This window comes from Campylobacter sp. CFSAN093249 (genome assembly GCF_011067895.1).
GTDB classification, from domain to species: domain Bacteria; phylum Campylobacterota; class Campylobacteria; order Campylobacterales; family Campylobacteraceae; genus Campylobacter_D; species Campylobacter_D jejuni.
In genome coordinates, this window is the sequence record NZ_JAAMWM010000005.1 from 291245 (window position 1) to 307686 (window position 16442).

15 protein-coding genes, 1 tRNA gene and 1 pseudogene are annotated in these 16442 nt (G+C 30.2%); 14 read left to right on the forward strand and 3 right to left on the reverse strand.

From position 1 onward, the window contains the following. Positions 1-13: 13 nt before the first annotated feature. The 13 genes and pseudogenes from flgR to FBF10_RS05355 all read left to right on the forward strand — a co-directional run bounded on the left by flgR (position 14) and on the right by FBF10_RS05355 (position 12968). Complete coding sequence (gene flgR, locus FBF10_RS05295) at positions 14-1315, forward strand: fla regulon two-component system response regulator (RefSeq protein WP_002888258.1); 1302 nt, start codon at positions 14-16, stop codon at positions 1313-1315. Then, entirely contained in the window at positions 1315-2346 is a 1032-nt protein-coding gene (locus FBF10_RS05300; RefSeq protein WP_002859182.1) for an aspartate-semialdehyde dehydrogenase, read from the forward strand. Before flgR ends, FBF10_RS05300 begins: the two co-directional genes overlap by 1 nt. A gap of 8 nt (positions 2347-2354) precedes the next feature. Continuing rightward, positions 2355-2861, forward strand: a complete 507-nt coding sequence (locus tag FBF10_RS05305; RefSeq protein WP_002852919.1) for a YqhA family protein — start codon at positions 2355-2357, stop codon at positions 2859-2861. A 52-nt stretch (positions 2862-2913) separates the two neighbouring features. Then, a pseudogene (locus tag FBF10_RS05310) lies at positions 2914-3104 on the forward strand (mini-MOMP protein). Positions 3105-3112: 8 nt separating this feature from the next. After that, entirely contained in the window at positions 3113-3547 is a 435-nt protein-coding gene (locus FBF10_RS05315; protein WP_002853050.1) for a c-type cytochrome, read from the forward strand. Positions 3548-3577: 30 nt separating this feature from the next. After that, positions 3578-4693 carry an ABC transporter substrate-binding protein gene (locus FBF10_RS05320; protein ID WP_002859183.1) on the forward strand — a complete coding sequence of 372 codons (1116 nt, stop codon included), beginning with the start codon at positions 3578-3580 and terminating at the stop codon, positions 4691-4693. 21 nt (positions 4694-4714) lie between these two features. After that, the gene (locus FBF10_RS05325) at positions 4715-5824 is read left to right on the forward strand and encodes an ABC transporter substrate-binding protein (RefSeq protein ID WP_002888256.1); all 1110 of its coding nucleotides are present in this window, start codon (positions 4715-4717) and stop codon (positions 5822-5824) included. 18 nt (positions 5825-5842) lie between these two features. After that, positions 5843-6739 carry a branched-chain amino acid ABC transporter permease gene (locus FBF10_RS05330; RefSeq protein WP_002852952.1) on the forward strand — a complete coding sequence of 299 codons (897 nt, stop codon included), beginning with the start codon at positions 5843-5845 and terminating at the stop codon, positions 6737-6739. Continuing rightward, positions 6739-7791 (forward strand): branched-chain amino acid ABC transporter permease, encoded by a 1053-nt coding sequence (locus FBF10_RS05335; protein ID WP_002853049.1) that lies wholly within the window; start codon positions 6739-6741, stop codon positions 7789-7791. The genes FBF10_RS05330 and FBF10_RS05335 overlap by 1 nt, the downstream gene beginning before the upstream one ends. Beyond that, positions 7788-8558: an ABC transporter ATP-binding protein gene (locus tag FBF10_RS05340; protein WP_002853599.1), complete on the forward strand. Its 771-nt coding sequence runs from the start codon at positions 7788-7790 to the stop codon at positions 8556-8558. The genes FBF10_RS05335 and FBF10_RS05340 overlap by 4 nt, the downstream gene beginning before the upstream one ends. Further along, positions 8545-9240, forward strand: a complete 696-nt coding sequence (locus FBF10_RS05345; protein ID WP_002852965.1) for an ABC transporter ATP-binding protein — start codon at positions 8545-8547, stop codon at positions 9238-9240. The genes FBF10_RS05340 and FBF10_RS05345 overlap by 14 nt, the downstream gene beginning before the upstream one ends. A 17-nt stretch (positions 9241-9257) precedes the next feature. Then, complete coding sequence (ccsA, locus tag FBF10_RS05350) at positions 9258-12503, forward strand: cytochrome c biogenesis protein CcsA (RefSeq protein ID WP_002888253.1); 3246 nt, start codon at positions 9258-9260, stop codon at positions 12501-12503. A gap of 15 nt (positions 12504-12518) precedes the next feature. Beyond that, positions 12519-12968, forward strand: a complete 450-nt coding sequence (locus tag FBF10_RS05355; protein WP_014517258.1) for a hypothetical protein — start codon at positions 12519-12521, stop codon at positions 12966-12968. 2 nt (positions 12969-12970) lie between these two features. Here FBF10_RS05355 and FBF10_RS05360 read toward each other — a convergent pair. The 3 genes from FBF10_RS05360 to tgt all read right to left on the reverse strand — a co-directional run bounded on the left by FBF10_RS05360 (position 12971) and on the right by tgt (position 14990). Further along, a tRNA-Arg gene (locus FBF10_RS05360) sits at positions 12971-13047 on the reverse strand. Positions 13048-13099: 52 nt separating this feature from the next. Then, on the reverse strand, positions 13100-13867 hold the full coding sequence (locus FBF10_RS05365; protein WP_002852995.1) for a magnesium transporter CorA family protein: 768 nt from the start codon (positions 13865-13867) through the stop codon (positions 13100-13102). A 1-nt stretch (position 13868) separates the two neighbouring features. After that, positions 13869-14990 (reverse strand): tRNA guanosine(34) transglycosylase Tgt, encoded by a 1122-nt coding sequence (gene tgt, locus FBF10_RS05370; RefSeq protein ID WP_002853029.1) that lies wholly within the window; start codon positions 14988-14990, stop codon positions 13869-13871. 29 nt (positions 14991-15019) lie between these two features. On the opposite strand from tgt, the gene FBF10_RS05375 reads away from it, so the two are divergent. Then, complete coding sequence (locus FBF10_RS05375; protein WP_002908687.1) at positions 15020-16420, forward strand: COG3400 family protein; 1401 nt, start codon at positions 15020-15022, stop codon at positions 16418-16420. Positions 16421-16442 lie beyond the last annotated feature (22 nt).

The window sequence follows — 16442 nt, forward strand, 5'->3', positions numbered from 1 at the left end:
TAAAAGGCTTAGGATGAATTTAGTCATAGTAGAAGATGATATTAATATGCGCAAATCCTTAGAAATTGCATTAGCAGAGTATGAAGAATTTAATATTAAATCTTATAAATCTGCTACTGAAGCTTTAAAAAAAATAGATGAGAATACAGATTTGATTATTACAGATATTAATATGCCAGGAATTGATGGTATAGAATTTGTTAAAGCCTGTGAAAATAAATATGATTTTATTATTATGACAGGAAATGCTACTTTAAGCCGTGCTATAGAAGCGGTTCGTTTGGGAGTAAAAGATTTTTTAACCAAGCCTTTTGATGTTGATACTTTAGTCGAGGCTATTAAGCGTGCTAAAATCATAAGAGAAAAAACAGCCGATAAAAAAAGCAAAAAAAATGAAAAAAAAGAAGAAAATAAAGATTTTTTTTCAACTTCTCCTAATTTAGAAAAAACATTAAATTTAAGTCAAAAAGCGGCTAAAACTGATGCCTCTGTAATGTTTTTTGGAGAGAGTGGAGTAGGAAAAGAGGTATTTTCTCGTTATATTCACACTCATTCTAAACGCTCTAATAAGCCTTTTGTTGCTATTAATATGGCAGCCATTCCTGCAAATTTGATTGAAAGTGAGCTTTTTGGTTTTGAAAAAGGCGCTTTTACTGATGCTAATGCAACTAAAATAGGGCTTTTTGAAATGGCTAATGAGGGCACTTTATTTTTAGATGAAATTGGCGAAATGCCTTATGAAATTCAAGCCAAACTTTTAAGAGCTTTGCAAGAAAAAGAAATTACGCGACTTGGAAGTACAAAAAGCATCAAAATAGATGTAAGAATTATCAGTGCAACTAATGCAAATTTGGATGAAAAAATAAAAAATGGCGAATTTCGTTCAGATTTATATTATCGTTTAAACACTGTTCCTATTAATATCCCGCCTTTAAGAGAGCGTAAAGAAGAAATTTTAGGTATAGCTCAAAAGGTTTTAGAAGATACTTGTAAAGAATATGATTTTAAGGAAAAACAGCTCAGTCAAGAAGCTAAAAATGCTTTACTTGAATATAATTTTCCTGGTAATATTAGAGAATTAATATCCGTTGTACAAAGAGCTTGTATTTTAAGTGAAAATGATGAAATTTCAAGTGAAGATTTGTTCTTAGAAGCTAGAAGTATAAAAAAAGATGTAAAGAATTTAGAAAAAGAATTGATTTGTGAAGTTCTTTTAAGTGTAGATTATGACAAGGATCAAGCTTCTCAAATTTTAGGTATGGATATAAAAATTTTAAATGAAAAAATTAAAAAATATCAAATAAAGGATAAGTAATGTCAAAAAAACAAAAAATAGCCATTGTGGGTGCTACTGGTGCGGTTGGGGAAGAGCTTTTAAATGTTTTAGATGAACTTGATTTCCCAGTGGAAAGTATTTTACCTTTAGCAAGTGCAAAAAGTGTAGGTAGTGAAGTAGAATTTAAAGGCAAAGCTTATAAAGTCAAAGAACTTACCGAAAATGTATTTAAAGAAAATCCTATTGATATTGCTTTTTTTAGCGCAGGTGGAAGTGTGAGTGAAAAATATGCTAAATTTGCAGTAGAATCAGGTGCTATTGTAATTGATAATACAAGTCATTTTAGAATGGAAAAAGATGTTCCTTTGGTGGTTCCTGAATGCAATCCTGAGGATATTAAAGATTGGAAAAAAACAGGGATTATTGCTAATCCAAATTGTTCTACTATACAAATGGTGCAAGTTTTAAAACCTTTAAATGATGCATTTAATTTAAAGCGTGTTGATGTAAGTACCTATCAGGCTGCAAGTGGAGCAGGAAAAGAAGGAATGCAAGAATTGGTTGAAGCCATGCAAAGTTTTTTTGCTTTTAAACTTGATGAATTTGAACCTCAAACTTTTCCTTATACTTTGGCACTTAATCTTATTCCACAAATTGATGTTTTTATGGATAATGATTACACTAAAGAAGAACTTAAAATGGTCAATGAAACTCAAAAAATTTTACATAAAAATTTAGAAGTTTCGGCAACTTGTGTAAGAGTGCCTGTTTTAAGAAGTCATAGCGAAGCCATTACTATGCATTTTGAAAAAGAAATAGATGTAAAAAAAGCTAAAGAAATTTTAGAAAAAGCACCAAGTGTTATTGTCATAGATGATCCTAAAAATAAAAAATACCCTATGCCCTTAATGACTAGCGATACTAATGAAACTTATGTAGGAAGAATTCGTGCTGATGTGTATGATAAAAAAATACTCCATCTTTGGTGTGTGGCGGATCAAATTCGTGTAGGTGCTGCAACAAATGCTGTGCGTATTGCGCAAAAATGGTTAGAATTAAAAAATAAATAAGGAAAAAAATGTTAGAGAAAATATTTGAATCTTTACTTGTTAGAAGTCGTATTGTTACAATTTTACCCGTAATTTTTGGTTTAATTGGAGCTTTTGTATTGTTTTTTATTGCAAGTTATGATGTTTTAAAAGTTATATTTTATACTTATAATTATTTTTTTGATGCAGGTTCTAATGTGGATTTGCATGAGGATGTGGTGGCTTTAATTATAGGAGCTGTTGATCTTTATCTTATGGCTTTAGTTTTGTTTATTTTTTCTTTTGGAGTTTATGAGCTTTTTATCAGCGAAATAGAAGAATTTAAACAAACAAAACAAAGCAAGGTTTTAGAGGTGCATAGCTTAGATCAATTAAAAGACAAGCTTGCAAAAGTTATCATTATGGTCTTAGTGGTAAATTTCTTTCAAAGGGTTTTACAGATGAAATTTGCTACTCCTGTGGATATGGCTTTTCTTGCTGGATCGATTTTAGCTCTTTGTGTAGGACTTTATTTTTTACACAAAGGTGGTCATTAACAAGGATTATCTTTTTTTGATATAATCGTTTTTTTGTGTTTAAAGAATAAAAATGAAAAAAATATTTTTAATTGGTATGATTTTAAATCATTTTGTTTTTGCAGCTCCGTTAGATGAAGTCTTTAAAGATATAGAAGTTTCAGGGACTGTTCGTTATCGCTATGATATTAAAAAAGAAAAAAATACAACAAAAAAACACATAGATATCAAAATAAAACACAAACAGAAATTACAATAAAATAAGGAAAATCATGATTGCACGCTGGTTGTTTATTAGTTCAATATTTGTTGTTGCGCTTTTTGGTATTAACTTGAAATCATTTTTTACTTATACCTTTGATGCAAATAAGCAATATGATATGGAAAAAGCGAAGGCTTTGTATTTTCAAAATAAATGCAATACTTGCCATGGAGATAATGCTGAAAAGAGTGTTATAGGATCTAGAATTTTAAAAGATATGTCTCCTGAGGATATTAAAGGAGCTTTGATAGGTTATACTCTTGATAGTAGCAGTTCTACAACAGCTTCTCAAATGGCTTTTTATGCTAGAAATTTAAGCCACGAGGATATAGATAATATTATTGCTTATATTAAAGGTGGAAATTTTGCGCTTGATTTGCAAGTAAAAGATCTTCTTGAAGAAGAACCTGCGCAAAAAACAAAACATAATATATTTCTAAAATAAAATGTAAAAACTATAATTAAAAGGAATACTATGAAAAAACTAACTTTAACTTTAAGTGTTTTAACTATGGTAAATTGCTTATATGCTAAGGATATTAATATAGGAGTAGTTTTACCTTTAACTGGAACTGTGGCAGCTTATGGGCAAGATGTTTTTAACGGAATTGAACTGGCTAATAAGCTACAGCCAAAACTTTCAAATGGAGATGTTATTAAACTTATCACAATAGATACAAAAGGAGATAAGCTTGAAACTTCAAATGGAGTTAATCGTTTAATAGCAACAGATAAAGTCCTTGGGATTATTGGTGAAGCTACAACTCCAAATACCATTCAAGCTATTTCTATAGCAGAAGAGAAAAAAATTCCCCTAATAGCTCCAGTGGCATCTGGAGATAAATTGCTAGATAAAAAGAAATATGCAAGTAGAGTTTGTTTTAAAGATAGTTTTCAAGGAGATAAATTTGCTACTTATGTATCTAAGGATTTAGGACTTAAAAATGCTGTTATCATCATAGATCAAAGCAATGTTTATTCTTTAGGTTTGGCAAGAGCTTTTGAAAATTCTTTTAAGAATAATGGTGGGAAAATTATAAAAAAACTTGTTATTAATTCAGGAGATAAAGATTTTAGAGCTGTGGTTTCTCAACTTAAGAGTTTAAATCCTGATTTTGTTTATATGCCTATTTATCATCCTGAAGCTGCTTTAATTGCGAGACAAGCAAGACAAATTGGTTTTGATAAACTTTTAGCAGCAGGAGATGGTGTTAACAATCAAACTTTTATAGATCTTGGCGGAAGTGCTGTTAATGGAGTAATTTTCACTGATAGTTTTGATTATAACAATCCATCTACACAATTAGGAAAAGATTTTGTTGCAGCTTATGAGAAAGTTAAAGGAACAAAAGAACTTCCAGCATTTTCGGCTATGGGGGCTGATGCGTATTTTGTAATGTTAAATGCTATGAATGCTTGCGTTGGTAATCTTAGCAGCGAATGTATTAATAGCAAAATTCATCAAACTAAAGATTTTCAAGCTGTTGGTGGTGTGATTAGCATAGATGAAAGCGGTAATGCCATTCGTTCTGTTGTGATTAAAGAAATTCAAAATCAAAAACAAAATTATAAAACAATTATAAATCCATAATTACTAAAATAAAGGTAGAGAATGAAAAAAAGTTTAATTTTAGCAAGTATTCTAAGTTTAAGTTTAAGTGCTGCGGAAGTCAAAATAGGAGTTGTTTTACCGCTTAGCGGAGCTACTGCAGCATATGGACAAAGTGCACTAGAAGGGATTAAACTTGCAAATTCAATGCAATCAGCTTTAAGTAATGGAGATAAGGTTTCTCTTACTATTATTGATACTAAAGGTGATAAATTAGAATCTTCGAGTGGAGCAAATCGTTTAGTTTCTCAAGATAAAGTTATAGGCCTTATAGGGGAAATGGTTACTGCTAATACATTGCAAGTTATGCGCGTAGCAGAAGATAATAAAATTCCATTGATCGCTCCTGCTGCAACTGGTGATAGATTACTTGATAAAAAAATATATTCTTCTCGAGTATGTTTTATGGACAGTTTTCAAGGTTCATCTTTAGCAAAATATGTTTTTTCAAAACTTAATTACAAAAGTGCTGTTATTGTAGTAGATCAAAGCACTGACTATTCCTTAGGTTTAGCAAAAGCTTTTGAAAAACAGTACAAGTCTAATGGTGGTCAAATTCTTAGAATTTTAAGAGTTAATTCAGGTGATAAAGATTTTAGAGCTATTGTAGCTCAAGTTAAAAGTTTAAATCCAGAATTTATTTTTTTACCGCTTTATTATAGCGAAGCTTCTTTATTTGCAAGACAATCAAAACTCGCAGGTTTAAATATTCCTATGGGTTCTGCAGATGGAGTTGCTGATCAAACTTTTATTAGTTTAGCTGGAGATGCAAGCGAGGGGTATATTTTCACAGATAGTTTTGATGCTAATAATCCAACTACAAAATTAAGCAAAGAATTTATCAGTGTTTATGAAAAAGCTAAAGGAACAAAAGAAGTTCCAAATTTTTCGGCTATGGGTGCTGATGCGTATTTTGTAATGCTAAATGCTATGAATGCTTGCGTTGAAAATCTTACTAGTAAGTGTGTCAATGAAAAAATTCACCAAACTAAAAATTATCAAGGTGTTTCTGGTGTTATCAGTATTGATCAAACAGGAAATGCAACTCGTTCTGTAGTGGTTAAAGAAATTAAAAATCAGAAGCAAAATTATAAAGATATTATCAATCCTTAAAGGAAAAATAGAAAGATTATGGATTCTACTTTATTTTTACAACAACTTGTTAATGGACTTAGTTTGGGCAGTATGTATGCCCTTATTGCTGTTGGCTATACTATGGTTTATGGCGTGTTAAGACTTATTAATTTTGCTCACGGCGATATTATGATGGTTGGTGCTTATGCGGCTCTTTTTTGCATGACTAATCTAAATGTTCCTTTTCTAGGAGCTTTGTCTTTAGCAATGATTTTTGCTGCTTGTGTTGGAATAGCTACAGATAGAATCGCTTATAAACCTTTAAGACAGGCTCCTAGAATTTCATTGTTGATTACAGCAATCGGTATTAGTTTTTTCTTGCAAAATCTTTTTAATATGCTTTTTACTTCAACACCTAGAACTTTTACACCACCAAGTTATTTTGAGGAAAGTGTTAATTTTGGTGGAGTGATAACAACTTATGGTTCTTTAATGGTTCCTGCTCTTACATTTGTTATTTTAATAGCAGTGTTATGGATTTTGTATAAAAGCAAATATGGTATAGCTATTCGTGCTTTGGCATTTGATATACAAACAGTAAATTTAATGGGTATAGATGCAAATCGTATTATTGCTATAGTTTTTGCCCTAGGTTCAGCTTTGGCAGCAGTTGGGGGTGTTTTTTGGGCTGCAAATTATTACTCTGTTGAACCTACTATGGGAACTTTAATAGGTTTAAAAGCTTTTGCTGCTGCAGTTTTAGGAGGTATAGGTTCTGTAGTAGGTGCAGTTTTGGGTGGACTTATTATAGGATTTACTGAAGTTGTTGTTGTGGCTTTTTTTCCAGATTTATCAGGCTTTAAAGATGCATTTGCTTTTATTTTTTTGGTGTTTATATTGTTATTTAGGCCTACGGGAATTTTAGGTATAAATTTTGAAAAGAGTAGGTTTTAATGATGGTTAGAATTAAGGTTTCACATTTAATCTTTTTAATTGCTTCAATTATTTTTATTTTCATTTCTCCTTATATTTTTGGGGATTATGGATTAAACATTGTTAATCAAATTGCTATTTTTATTATTTTGGCTGTGAGTTACAATCTTATTAATGGTGTAACTGGACAATTTTCACTAGAACCCAATGGATTTGTTGCGATTGGTGCTTATGCGGCTGCTTTAGTTCTTTTAAGTGCTGATGCAAAAAATGATCAGTTTTTTTTAGATGGTCCTAGTTCTTTTATTTTAGCTATCCATTCAAATTCCTTTATTCTAGCTTTAATTGTGGCTGGAATTTGTTCATCTTTACTTGCCCTGATTTTGGCTTTTGCTGTATTTCGCGTGAGAGGGGATTATTTGGCTATTGTAACTTTAGGCTTTGGAATAATTATTAAAATAGCTGCTATTAATTTTCCTTCTATTACTAATGGCTCAAGAGGGCTGGTAGATATTCCACAATTTTCCACGATCTATTGGACAGGTGGTATTGCTATTGTAGCGGTTATTTTAATTTTAAATATAGTTTATTCTAAATATGGTCGTGCAATGAAGGCTATAAGAGATGATGAAGATGCTGCAAGCGCTATGGGAATAAATACTTTTTGGATAAAAACTTTAGCTTTTAGCACTTCAGCATTTTTAGAAGGTGTAGGTGGCGGACTTTTAGCTTGTCTGTTGACTACCGTATCTCCAACTCAATTTGATTTTTTACTTACTTTTCAGCTTTTGATTATTATTGTTTTAGGTGGACTTGGTTCTACTACAGGTGCTATTATAGGTGCGATATTGGTTATTGGTGGAAGTGAGTGGCTTAGATTTTTAGATGAGTTAAATATAAAAATAGATTCTTTAAATCTTGATATCCAATCAACGCCAGGGCTTAGAATGGTTGTTTTTTCTATTGTTCTGATTTTAGTAATGCTTTTTGCAAGAAAAGGCATAATGGGTTATTATGAGTTGAGTGATGTGATTAGAGGGATTAAAAAGCGTTTTAAAAGGAGCAAAAAATGATTTTGGAATTAAAACAAATTTCAAAAAGTTTTGGTAGTGTTAAGGCTATTAATGAAACTTCTTTTAAAATCAATGAGGGTGAAATTTTTGCTTTAATTGGACCTAATGGGGCTGGCAAAACAACTCTTTTTAATATTATAACAGGTAACTATAAACCTAGTTCAGGTTCGGTTGAATTTCTAGGAGAAAGAATTGATCACTTAAAACCTCATAAGATTGTGCATTTAGGAATAGCTAGAACATTTCAAAATATTAGGCTTTTTTCAAGCATGAATGTGCTTGAAAATGTTCTTATTGGTTTTAATAAACAAATGAAATATAATATTTTTGAAGCCTTTTTGCATTTAGGGCGTTTTGGAAAAATAGAACAAGTATTTAAAGAGAAGGCTTATGCAATATTAGAAGAACTTGGTATTGCAGAATTTGCCTATGAAAAGGCTACTAGCTTGAGTTATGGACAACAAAGAAAAGTTGAGATTGCAAGAGCAATGGCTACTCAACCAAGATTATTATTGCTTGATGAGCCAGCCGCTGGGATGAATAGCTCTGAGAGTGATGAACTTGCTGAGCTCATTTTTAAATTACGAAAAGATTATAAAATTAGCGTTTTGCTTATAGAACATGATATGAAATTTGTAAATAAATTGTGTGATCGCGTATTGGTACTTGATTATGGAAAAACAATTTTTGAAGGTAAACTTTGCGATGCTGTAAATCATAAAGAAGTAATTGCTGCGTATTTAGGGGATTTTGATGCTAATAGTTAAAGATTTGCATGTTTATTATGGATTAATTGAAGCTGTTAAAGGGATTGATTTTAAAGTGGAAACAGGTCATATTGTTTCTCTTATAGGTTCAAATGGAGCAGGTAAAACTTCAACTTTAAATGCGCTTTTAAACTCAGTTAAAAGAACTGGTGAGGTTAATTTCTTAGGTTATGATACTAAAAGGCATTTAACTCATACTTTAGTTCAAAAAGGTATAGCTTTAGTTCCTGAAGGAAGGCGTGTTTTTATTAATTTAAGCGTAGAGGAAAATTTAAAAATAGGTGCTTTTAATAATGCTGAAAATTATGAGCATTTAAGAGAGCAAATGTATAAACTTTTTCCAAGACTTGCAAGTAAAAAGCATGCTTTAGCTGGAACATTGAGTGGAGGGGAAGCGCAAATGCTTGCGATTTCAAGGGCTTTAATGAGTGAACCAAAACTTTTGATGTTGGATGAGCCTTCTTTGGGACTTGCTCCAAAGATTGTGGGTGAAGTTTTTGATATTATTGTGCGTTTAAAAGAAGAGGGTATAACTATTCTTTTGGTAGAGCAAAATGCTTATTCTGCATTAAAAATAAGTGATTATGCTTATGTTTTGGAAAATGGTCGCATTGTAATGGAAAACGAGGCTAAAAATTTAATAGGTGATGATGAGATTAGAAAGAAATATTTAGGGCTTTAAAATTTAAAGGAAAAAGAATGAAAAATATAATAAAAAGCATAGGGGATTTAAGAGTTTCGGTTGTATTGTTTTTGCTTTTTGCGCTTTTTTGTGCTTTGGCAACTTTTATTGAAAGTGCTTATGGAACTCCTACGGCTTGGGCAATGGTTTATGATACTTTTTGGTTTGAATATATACAACTTTTACTTGGTATTAATTTACTATGCGGGATGTTTCGTTATAAAATGTTTGGGCTTAAAAAATTACCTTTAATGATTTTTCATATTTCTTTTTTATTTATTTTAGTGGGTTCTGCAATGACAAGATATGCTGGTTTTGAAGGTATTTTACCTATTAGAGAGCATACTCAAAATTCACTTATAGAAAGTTCTAAGACTTCTTTGCGTATTTCTGCTATAAAAGATGGAGAACGCTATAGTGCGGTTAATGATCGTTATATAGGAAATTTGCCTTTTGCTAATTCTTTTAAACTAAAACTTAATTTAGGTGATGATCAAGCTGTATTAAAATATAAAGATTTAATCTTAAATGCTCATTATACTTATAAAGAAAATAATAATTCTGATCCTTTATTGGTTTTGATGCTTTCTCAAAAAGGATCTCAAGGTGTTGATGTTAAATTTGAAAAAGGTGAAGTTAAGAATATAGAAGGGGTTAACTTTGCTTTTATGAATGATAATGTTAAAGCACCTTTTGTAAAAATTGATGAAAATTTAACTTTAAGTTCAAGTGAAAACTTACATTTTCTAAGTATGCTAGATGGACAAAATTTAGACCTTAAAATTGGAGAAAAGGCAAATGCTAAGGAAAGAAGACTCTATGAAATTAATGATATCAGCTTTGTAGTTAAAGCTGCTTCTTTGCACGCGCAAGAAGCTTTAGAAGGTTCCAATAGACCTCAAGATGAAAGTTTTTGGTTATGGTTTAAATCTGCTTGGTTAGAAGTGGGTAGAACTATGTTGATTTCTACTTTTGGCGAGCCTCAAAATTGGAAAAATTCTTTATTATTGCATTTTAAAGATTTTGCCTTAAGCAATGAGAATAAAAACTTAGAATTAACTGGCTCTAATGCTTTGAAATTAGAATTAAGCTATAAAAATGAAAATAAAGAATTTTATATTTTTGAATATAATAAACCTATTATGATAGAACTTGCAGATCAAAAATTCTTTATTTCTTGGGCACTTTCTTATGAACAATTGCCTTTTGATATTTATTTAAGAGATTTTGTATTAGATCGTTATCCAGGTTCTATGTCTCCAGCTTCTTATGCAAGTGAAATTACCGTAAAAAATAATAATGAAAATTTTGATTATAGAATTTTTATGAATAATGTTTTAGATTATGATGGCTATAGATTTTATCAAAGTTCTTATGATCAAGATGAAAAAGGGACTGTTTTATCTGTAAATAAAGATCCGGGCAAAATACCAACTTATATAGGTTATTTTCTGCTTTGTCTTGGAATGTTTATGAATTTTTTAAATCCACATTCTAGATTTAGAACTTTGGCAAGATTAATTAATAAAGACACTTTAAAACATACAAGTGTGATTATTTTTATTTTATTGTTATCTTTTGGTTCTGAAAAGACTTTTGCTCAAGATTTAAATTCGACCTTACCTGTGGTAAATACTAATCATGCTAAAGCTCTTGCCACTTTAATAGTTCAAAAATCAGCAGATGGAAGAATGGTGCCTTTTGATACGCTATCAAGAGAAATTTTAGAAAAAATTCATCAAAGTGATAGCTATAAGGGTCAAAATTCTAACGCTGTTATGCTTTCCATGCTCGTTGATGTAGATAAATGGCAAATGGAACCTTTTATTTTAATGCCACAAAATCAAGCAGTTCGTGATGCTATTGCAAATATTTTAGAAATTCCTAGTGCTAAATATATTTCTTATAAAGATTTCTTTGATGAGAATAACCGATATAAACTTCAAAAATATGTTGAAAATGCAAATCGTAAAAACCCAAATGCAAGAGGAGTTTTTGATAAGGAAATTATAAAACTAGATGAAAGAGCTAATGTTGTAAATTTAGTTTTTAGTGGTGAATTATTTAAATTTATTCCTGTTCAAAATAATCCAAATAATGTTTGGCTTGCACCTTTTTCTGCTGTAACTACTCTTAAGGGGGATGAAGGGCATATTGTTTTGGCTTTAATACAGAATTATTTTAGTGCCGTGGAAAATGCTTTTAAAGATGGTAATTGGATTAGAGCTGATGAAGGCTTGAAATTTATCAAAGAATATCAAGAAAAAATAGGATATAAAGTCATGCCTAGTAAAACCAAGGTTGAAATGGAAATTTTTTCTAATAAGGCTGAAATTTTCGTTAAACTCGCTCCTGTATATTTAATTGCGGGTTTTTTACTCTTGATTCTTGTTTTTTCTAAAATGGTCGTACCGAATTTAAAAATCTCTTTTATATTTAAAGTGGTATATGTTTTAAATGTTTTAGCTTTTGTAATTCATACAGTAGGTCTTGGACTTCGTGCTTATTTATCAGGTCATGCTCCATGGAGTAATGGCTATGAAAGTATGGTGTATATAGCTTGGGCATTGTCTTTGTCGGGTATATTTTTCTCCAGAAAAAGTCCTATAGCCTTGTCATTAACTTCTATTTTATCTGGTGTTGTATTAATGGTTGCGCATTTAAGTGAAATGAATCCGCAAATTACAAATCTTGTTCCTGTGCTTAATTCTTATTGGCTTAGTATTCATGTATCTGTTATTACTGCTAGTTATGGATTTTTAGGACTTTGTGCCTTACTTGGTATCTTTACATTGTTCTTGATGTGTTTTCTTAAGAAAGATGGAAAATATAATCTTAATATTTTGAGAAATATTACAGAGGCTACAAGAATTAATGAAATGGCAATGATTTTTGGACTTTGTTTGCTTACTGTAGGAAATTTTTTAGGAGCAATTTGGGCAAATGAAAGTTGGGGGAGATATTGGAGTTGGGATTCTAAGGAAACTTGGGCTTTAGTTAGCATTTTGGTTTATGCAGCAATTTTGCATCTTAGAATGATTCCAAAATATTGTAATCAATTTGTGTTTGCTTTATGGAGTATGTTTGCTTATTGGGTTATTATTATGACTTATTTTGGAGTAAATTACTTTTTAACAGGACTTCATTCTTACGCTGCAGGCGAAGCGGCTCAAATTCCTAATTATGTTTATTGGGGATTTGCATTGATGGTGGTTTTAGCTTTTTTTGCAAGAAGGAAGCGAAATTTTGTGGGCAAACTTTAAATGAACCATATTTTTTTGGTTATTTTTTGTGCTGCTTTAGCGCTTTTATTGTTTTTAGGCGTGATTGCTTATCTTATTACAAGTGATGGCAAAAAAACAATTAAAAAGCAAAAAACTAGCCAAAAGCAGCATGTAGCTGAAAAGACTAAAAAATTTGATACAGACTTAGATAAAATGATAATTGCTGCTTCCGATGTTAAACTAACGGATATTGAATTAAAAGAACTTGCCAAACTTTATGTGCAGACACATAAACTTGGTTCAAAAACTTCTAAAGAATTAGATGAAGCAGCAAAAAAGAAACTAGAATTTGTTTCTGCTTTGGCTGCAAATATTAATGCAAGTGCACAAACAGTAAGTTACTTAAATAAAGAACTTAAGAAAATTTCTGGATCTTACAAAAAAGAAATTGATGCTTACGAGCATATGGGATTAGCTAAAAGAAAAATTAAAGAAGATAAATAATATGGTGCGCTCAAGAGGATTCGAACCTCTGGCCTTTTGAACCGCAATCAAATGCTCTATCCAGCTGAGCTATGAGCGCAAAAATAAGTTAAAATTATATATAAATATTCTTAAAATAAGCAAAATTTTGCTTATTTTGTTTGTTTTTTAGCTTTTTTACCTTCATCTAAATCAAATTCTTTAGTCTTTTTTGAATAATAAAATATAAAACCTACAATCAAAATACAGCAAATCAAAGAAAAAATATAAAGTGTACCATAAGGGCTATCTTTGAAAAAAAGATTATTAGTATTCATTCCAAAAAATCCTACGATCAAATTTAAAGGCAAGAAAATAGAAGAAAGTATACTTAAAAGATAAATACTTTTATTCATTTTTTCATTTTTAATTGCATTTGTTAATGTATAAAGAGTATCAATTCTTGCTAGATGTTCTTTGGTGTTTTTACTTAAGATGCTGATGGATAAATTTAAAATTTTTAAATGTTTTTTATATTGTGCTTGTTCACTAAGCAAAAGATTGAAAGCTTCGCTTAGAAGATTAATTTGCTTTAGATTTTTGTTGATTTTTTGTCTTAACACAAAGGATTTTTTGTAAAAATTTTTAACAAAACCACCTTTTAAGATAATACCTTCTTTGTGTTCTAAAAGGTTTTGAAAATGAGTATTTTGTACTTTAAAATCTTCTAAAATGGATTTAATAAAATTTGAAAATTCTTCTATGCTAGAAAGCTTAAATTCTCCATCTTGAAGTTTATAAATTTTTTCATCGTTAAAAAGCCAAGTTTCCAAATTTAATCCCACATAAACAAAAATTTTTTGTCCATAAATTTCACTATAAAAAGTTTCTAAATTCTTTGCTTGTAGGATTTTTTTTAGATTTTCGTGTAGTTCTAGCATTTTATTTGCCTCTTAAGTGATAAAAATTTCTTTTAAATTGCGTAAAAGAATTGTTCAAAATTGCTTCACGCATCTTTCTTGCAAGTTCAAGATAATAATGTAGATTGTGCAGACTTGCCAAACGAAAAAAAGTAAGTTCTTTAGCTTTAAAAAGATGGTTTAAATAACCCCTTGAAAAATTACGACAAGTATAACATGAGCAAGTAGAATCTATAACTTCATGATCGTTGATAAATTCTGCTTTTTTGATATTAAATTTTCCAAAACTTGTGAAAAATGTTCCATTTCTTGCATTTCTAGTTGGCATCACACAGTCAAACATATCTACTCCTCGCTCAACATTTTCTACTAAATCTTCAGGCGTTCCTACGCCCATTAAATATCTTGGACGATTTTCATCTAGATAAGGGTTTAAGTTTTGGACTGTTTCGTACATCAAGGCGTTTTCTTCGCCCACGCTAAGCCCACCTATAGCTAAACCATCAAATGGCATTTCATTTAAACTTAAAGCGCAACGCTTTCTTTCTTCATAATCTGTACCACCTTGGATAATACCAAAAATATTTTGCCCTATACCTATACCTTTATTTTGCATATTTTTATGATAAGTAATAGCCTCTTTTGCCCAAAGTATAGTGCGATCAACAGAAATTTTAACTCTTTCTTTGGTTGCGGGTAGGGCTACTAAATCATCTAAAATCATCATAATATCAGAATTAAAATCATATTGAGTATCTAAAACACTTTTTGGAGTAAAAAGATGACGACTTCCATCAATGTGACTTTTAAATTCTATGCCTTCATTAAAATGTTTGGAATTTTTACTTAAAGAAAAAGCTTGAAAACCACCACTATCGGTTAAAAAACTTCTATCAAATTTCGTAAATCCATGTAAACCTCCAAAATCTTTTACTACTTTGGAAGTTGGACGCAAGTACATGTGATAGGTATTTGCTAAAATAATTTTTGCATCAAGCTCATTTTTCATATCATTAGCATCAAGACTTTTAACCGCTCCTACTGTGCCAACAGGCATAAAAACAGGGGTTAAAAAAGTGCTGTGTGCGGTAGTGATTTCACAAACCCTTGCCATTCCATCTTTATGCTTTAATTTAAATTCCATTTGTTATAATTTCCTTTTTGGAGTTTAAAATGAATAATATTTTAATTATAATAGATGGTATTTTAGCAAAGCATTTCTTAGAAAGGCTTTGTTTTGAAAAAGGCTTAGGTTACTTTTTTACAGTAGTGTGTCAAAATAGTGAAAAAAATAACTTAAATATTTCTAGTGAGTATATTGACTTGCATTATTTTGATCCTACAAGCACAGCGCGTCTTGAAAATATTATAAGTAAAGATTTTAAACAGGCTTTTATTTATATGCAAGATGAATTTGAAACTAAAAAAAGTTATGAGGCTTTGCGTTCTTTAAATCCAAATTTAGAAATAGAAATAATGGATTTTTGGGGGTTAAGTGTTAATGATACTCATGCAAATTTAGCTGATGCTAGAATGACTTTAAGCCGTAGATTTATGGATTTTTTACCAGATATTGCTTTAACAGCTCAGTATATAGGACTTGGGGTTGGAGAGATTATGGAAGTAAAAATTCCAGCAGGGTCTATTTTTGCTTATAGGCACATAAGTTCAATACAACAAAAAAGGTGGCGCATAGTCCTTATTTATAGAAATTCTAAGATTTATTTTGTAAAACCATCTTTTGTTTTAGAGCCAAATGATAGCATTTTGATCGTTGGAGATCCTGTTGTTTTACAAAGTATTTTTCATAATATAAGAGGCAAAGCAGGGCAATTTCCTATGCCTTTTGGAAGTAATGTTTTTGCTTTAATTGATATGAAAAATATGAATCAAAATATGCAAGAAAGAGTGCTTGATACTACTTTAAAATTAACTCAAAAAAGCAATGCAAAAAGATTTTTTATACATGTTATCAATCCTAAATTAGGGGTAATGTATGAAAAATTAAAAAAACTTTCTGAGGATAAAGAAGGTGTGTTTTTTGATTATTTCAACACGGATTTTAAACAAATTTCCATGTGGTTGCAAAATAATGATATAGGATTAGTTGTAACTGATATAAAAAATTTTGAGAAAGAAAAACAAGCTTTTTTTGATTTAAAAATTCCTATTATGAAGGTGGGTGAAGCTTCTTTTGATGAGCTTAAAGAAGCGATTATTTTAAGTGCTGATGAGAGTGAACTTGAAAACAATGCAAATGTCATTACTGATTTAAGTAAACAGCTTGATTTTGGAGTTATTTTATATTATTATAATCCAAATTCTCAAAATACTACAGATATGGAGGAGTATTTTAGAAGTTTATCTAAGCTTTATGATAAAAATATACAAATTATTAATAAAAATGATGAAAACCCTCTTTTAAATTTGCAATATCGCGAAGATTTGTTACAATTTGTGAGTTTTCAAAAAGAATTACTAAATAGAGATTTTGCCAGAAATTTAAGTACAAATTTAAATAGGCATTATTACAAAATGAGACAAAATTACCAACTTTTCATACCAGTAGAATAAATAATTAATTAAATGTGATAAA

Coding starts and splice junctions, on each gene's coding strand:
- flgR (WP_002888258.1), top strand. CDS start 14: ATGAATTTAGTCATAGTAGAAGATGATATTAATATGCGCAAATCCTTA.
- FBF10_RS05300 (WP_002859182.1), top strand. CDS start 1,315: ATGTCAAAAAAACAAAAAATAGCCATTGTGGGTGCTACTGGTGCGGTT.
- FBF10_RS05305 (WP_002852919.1), top strand. CDS start 2,355: ATGTTAGAGAAAATATTTGAATCTTTACTTGTTAGAAGTCGTATTGTT.
- FBF10_RS05315 (WP_002853050.1), top strand. CDS start 3,113: ATGATTGCACGCTGGTTGTTTATTAGTTCAATATTTGTTGTTGCGCTT.
- FBF10_RS05320 (WP_002859183.1), top strand. CDS start 3,578: ATGAAAAAACTAACTTTAACTTTAAGTGTTTTAACTATGGTAAATTGC.
- FBF10_RS05325 (WP_002888256.1), top strand. CDS start 4,715: ATGAAAAAAAGTTTAATTTTAGCAAGTATTCTAAGTTTAAGTTTAAGT.
- FBF10_RS05330 (WP_002852952.1), top strand. CDS start 5,843: ATGGATTCTACTTTATTTTTACAACAACTTGTTAATGGACTTAGTTTG.
- FBF10_RS05335 (WP_002853049.1), top strand. CDS start 6,739: ATGATGGTTAGAATTAAGGTTTCACATTTAATCTTTTTAATTGCTTCA.
- FBF10_RS05340 (WP_002853599.1), top strand. CDS start 7,788: ATGATTTTGGAATTAAAACAAATTTCAAAAAGTTTTGGTAGTGTTAAG.
- FBF10_RS05345 (WP_002852965.1), top strand. CDS start 8,545: ATGCTAATAGTTAAAGATTTGCATGTTTATTATGGATTAATTGAAGCT.
- ccsA (WP_002888253.1), top strand. CDS start 9,258: ATGAAAAATATAATAAAAAGCATAGGGGATTTAAGAGTTTCGGTTGTA.
- FBF10_RS05365 (WP_002852995.1), bottom strand. CDS start 13,867: ATGCTAGAACTACACGAAAATCTAAAAAAAATCCTACAAGCAAAGAAT.
- tgt (WP_002853029.1), bottom strand. CDS start 14,990: ATGGAATTTAAATTAAAGCATAAAGATGGAATGGCAAGGGTTTGTGAA.
- FBF10_RS05375 (WP_002908687.1), top strand. CDS start 15,020: ATGAATAATATTTTAATTATAATAGATGGTATTTTAGCAAAGCATTTC.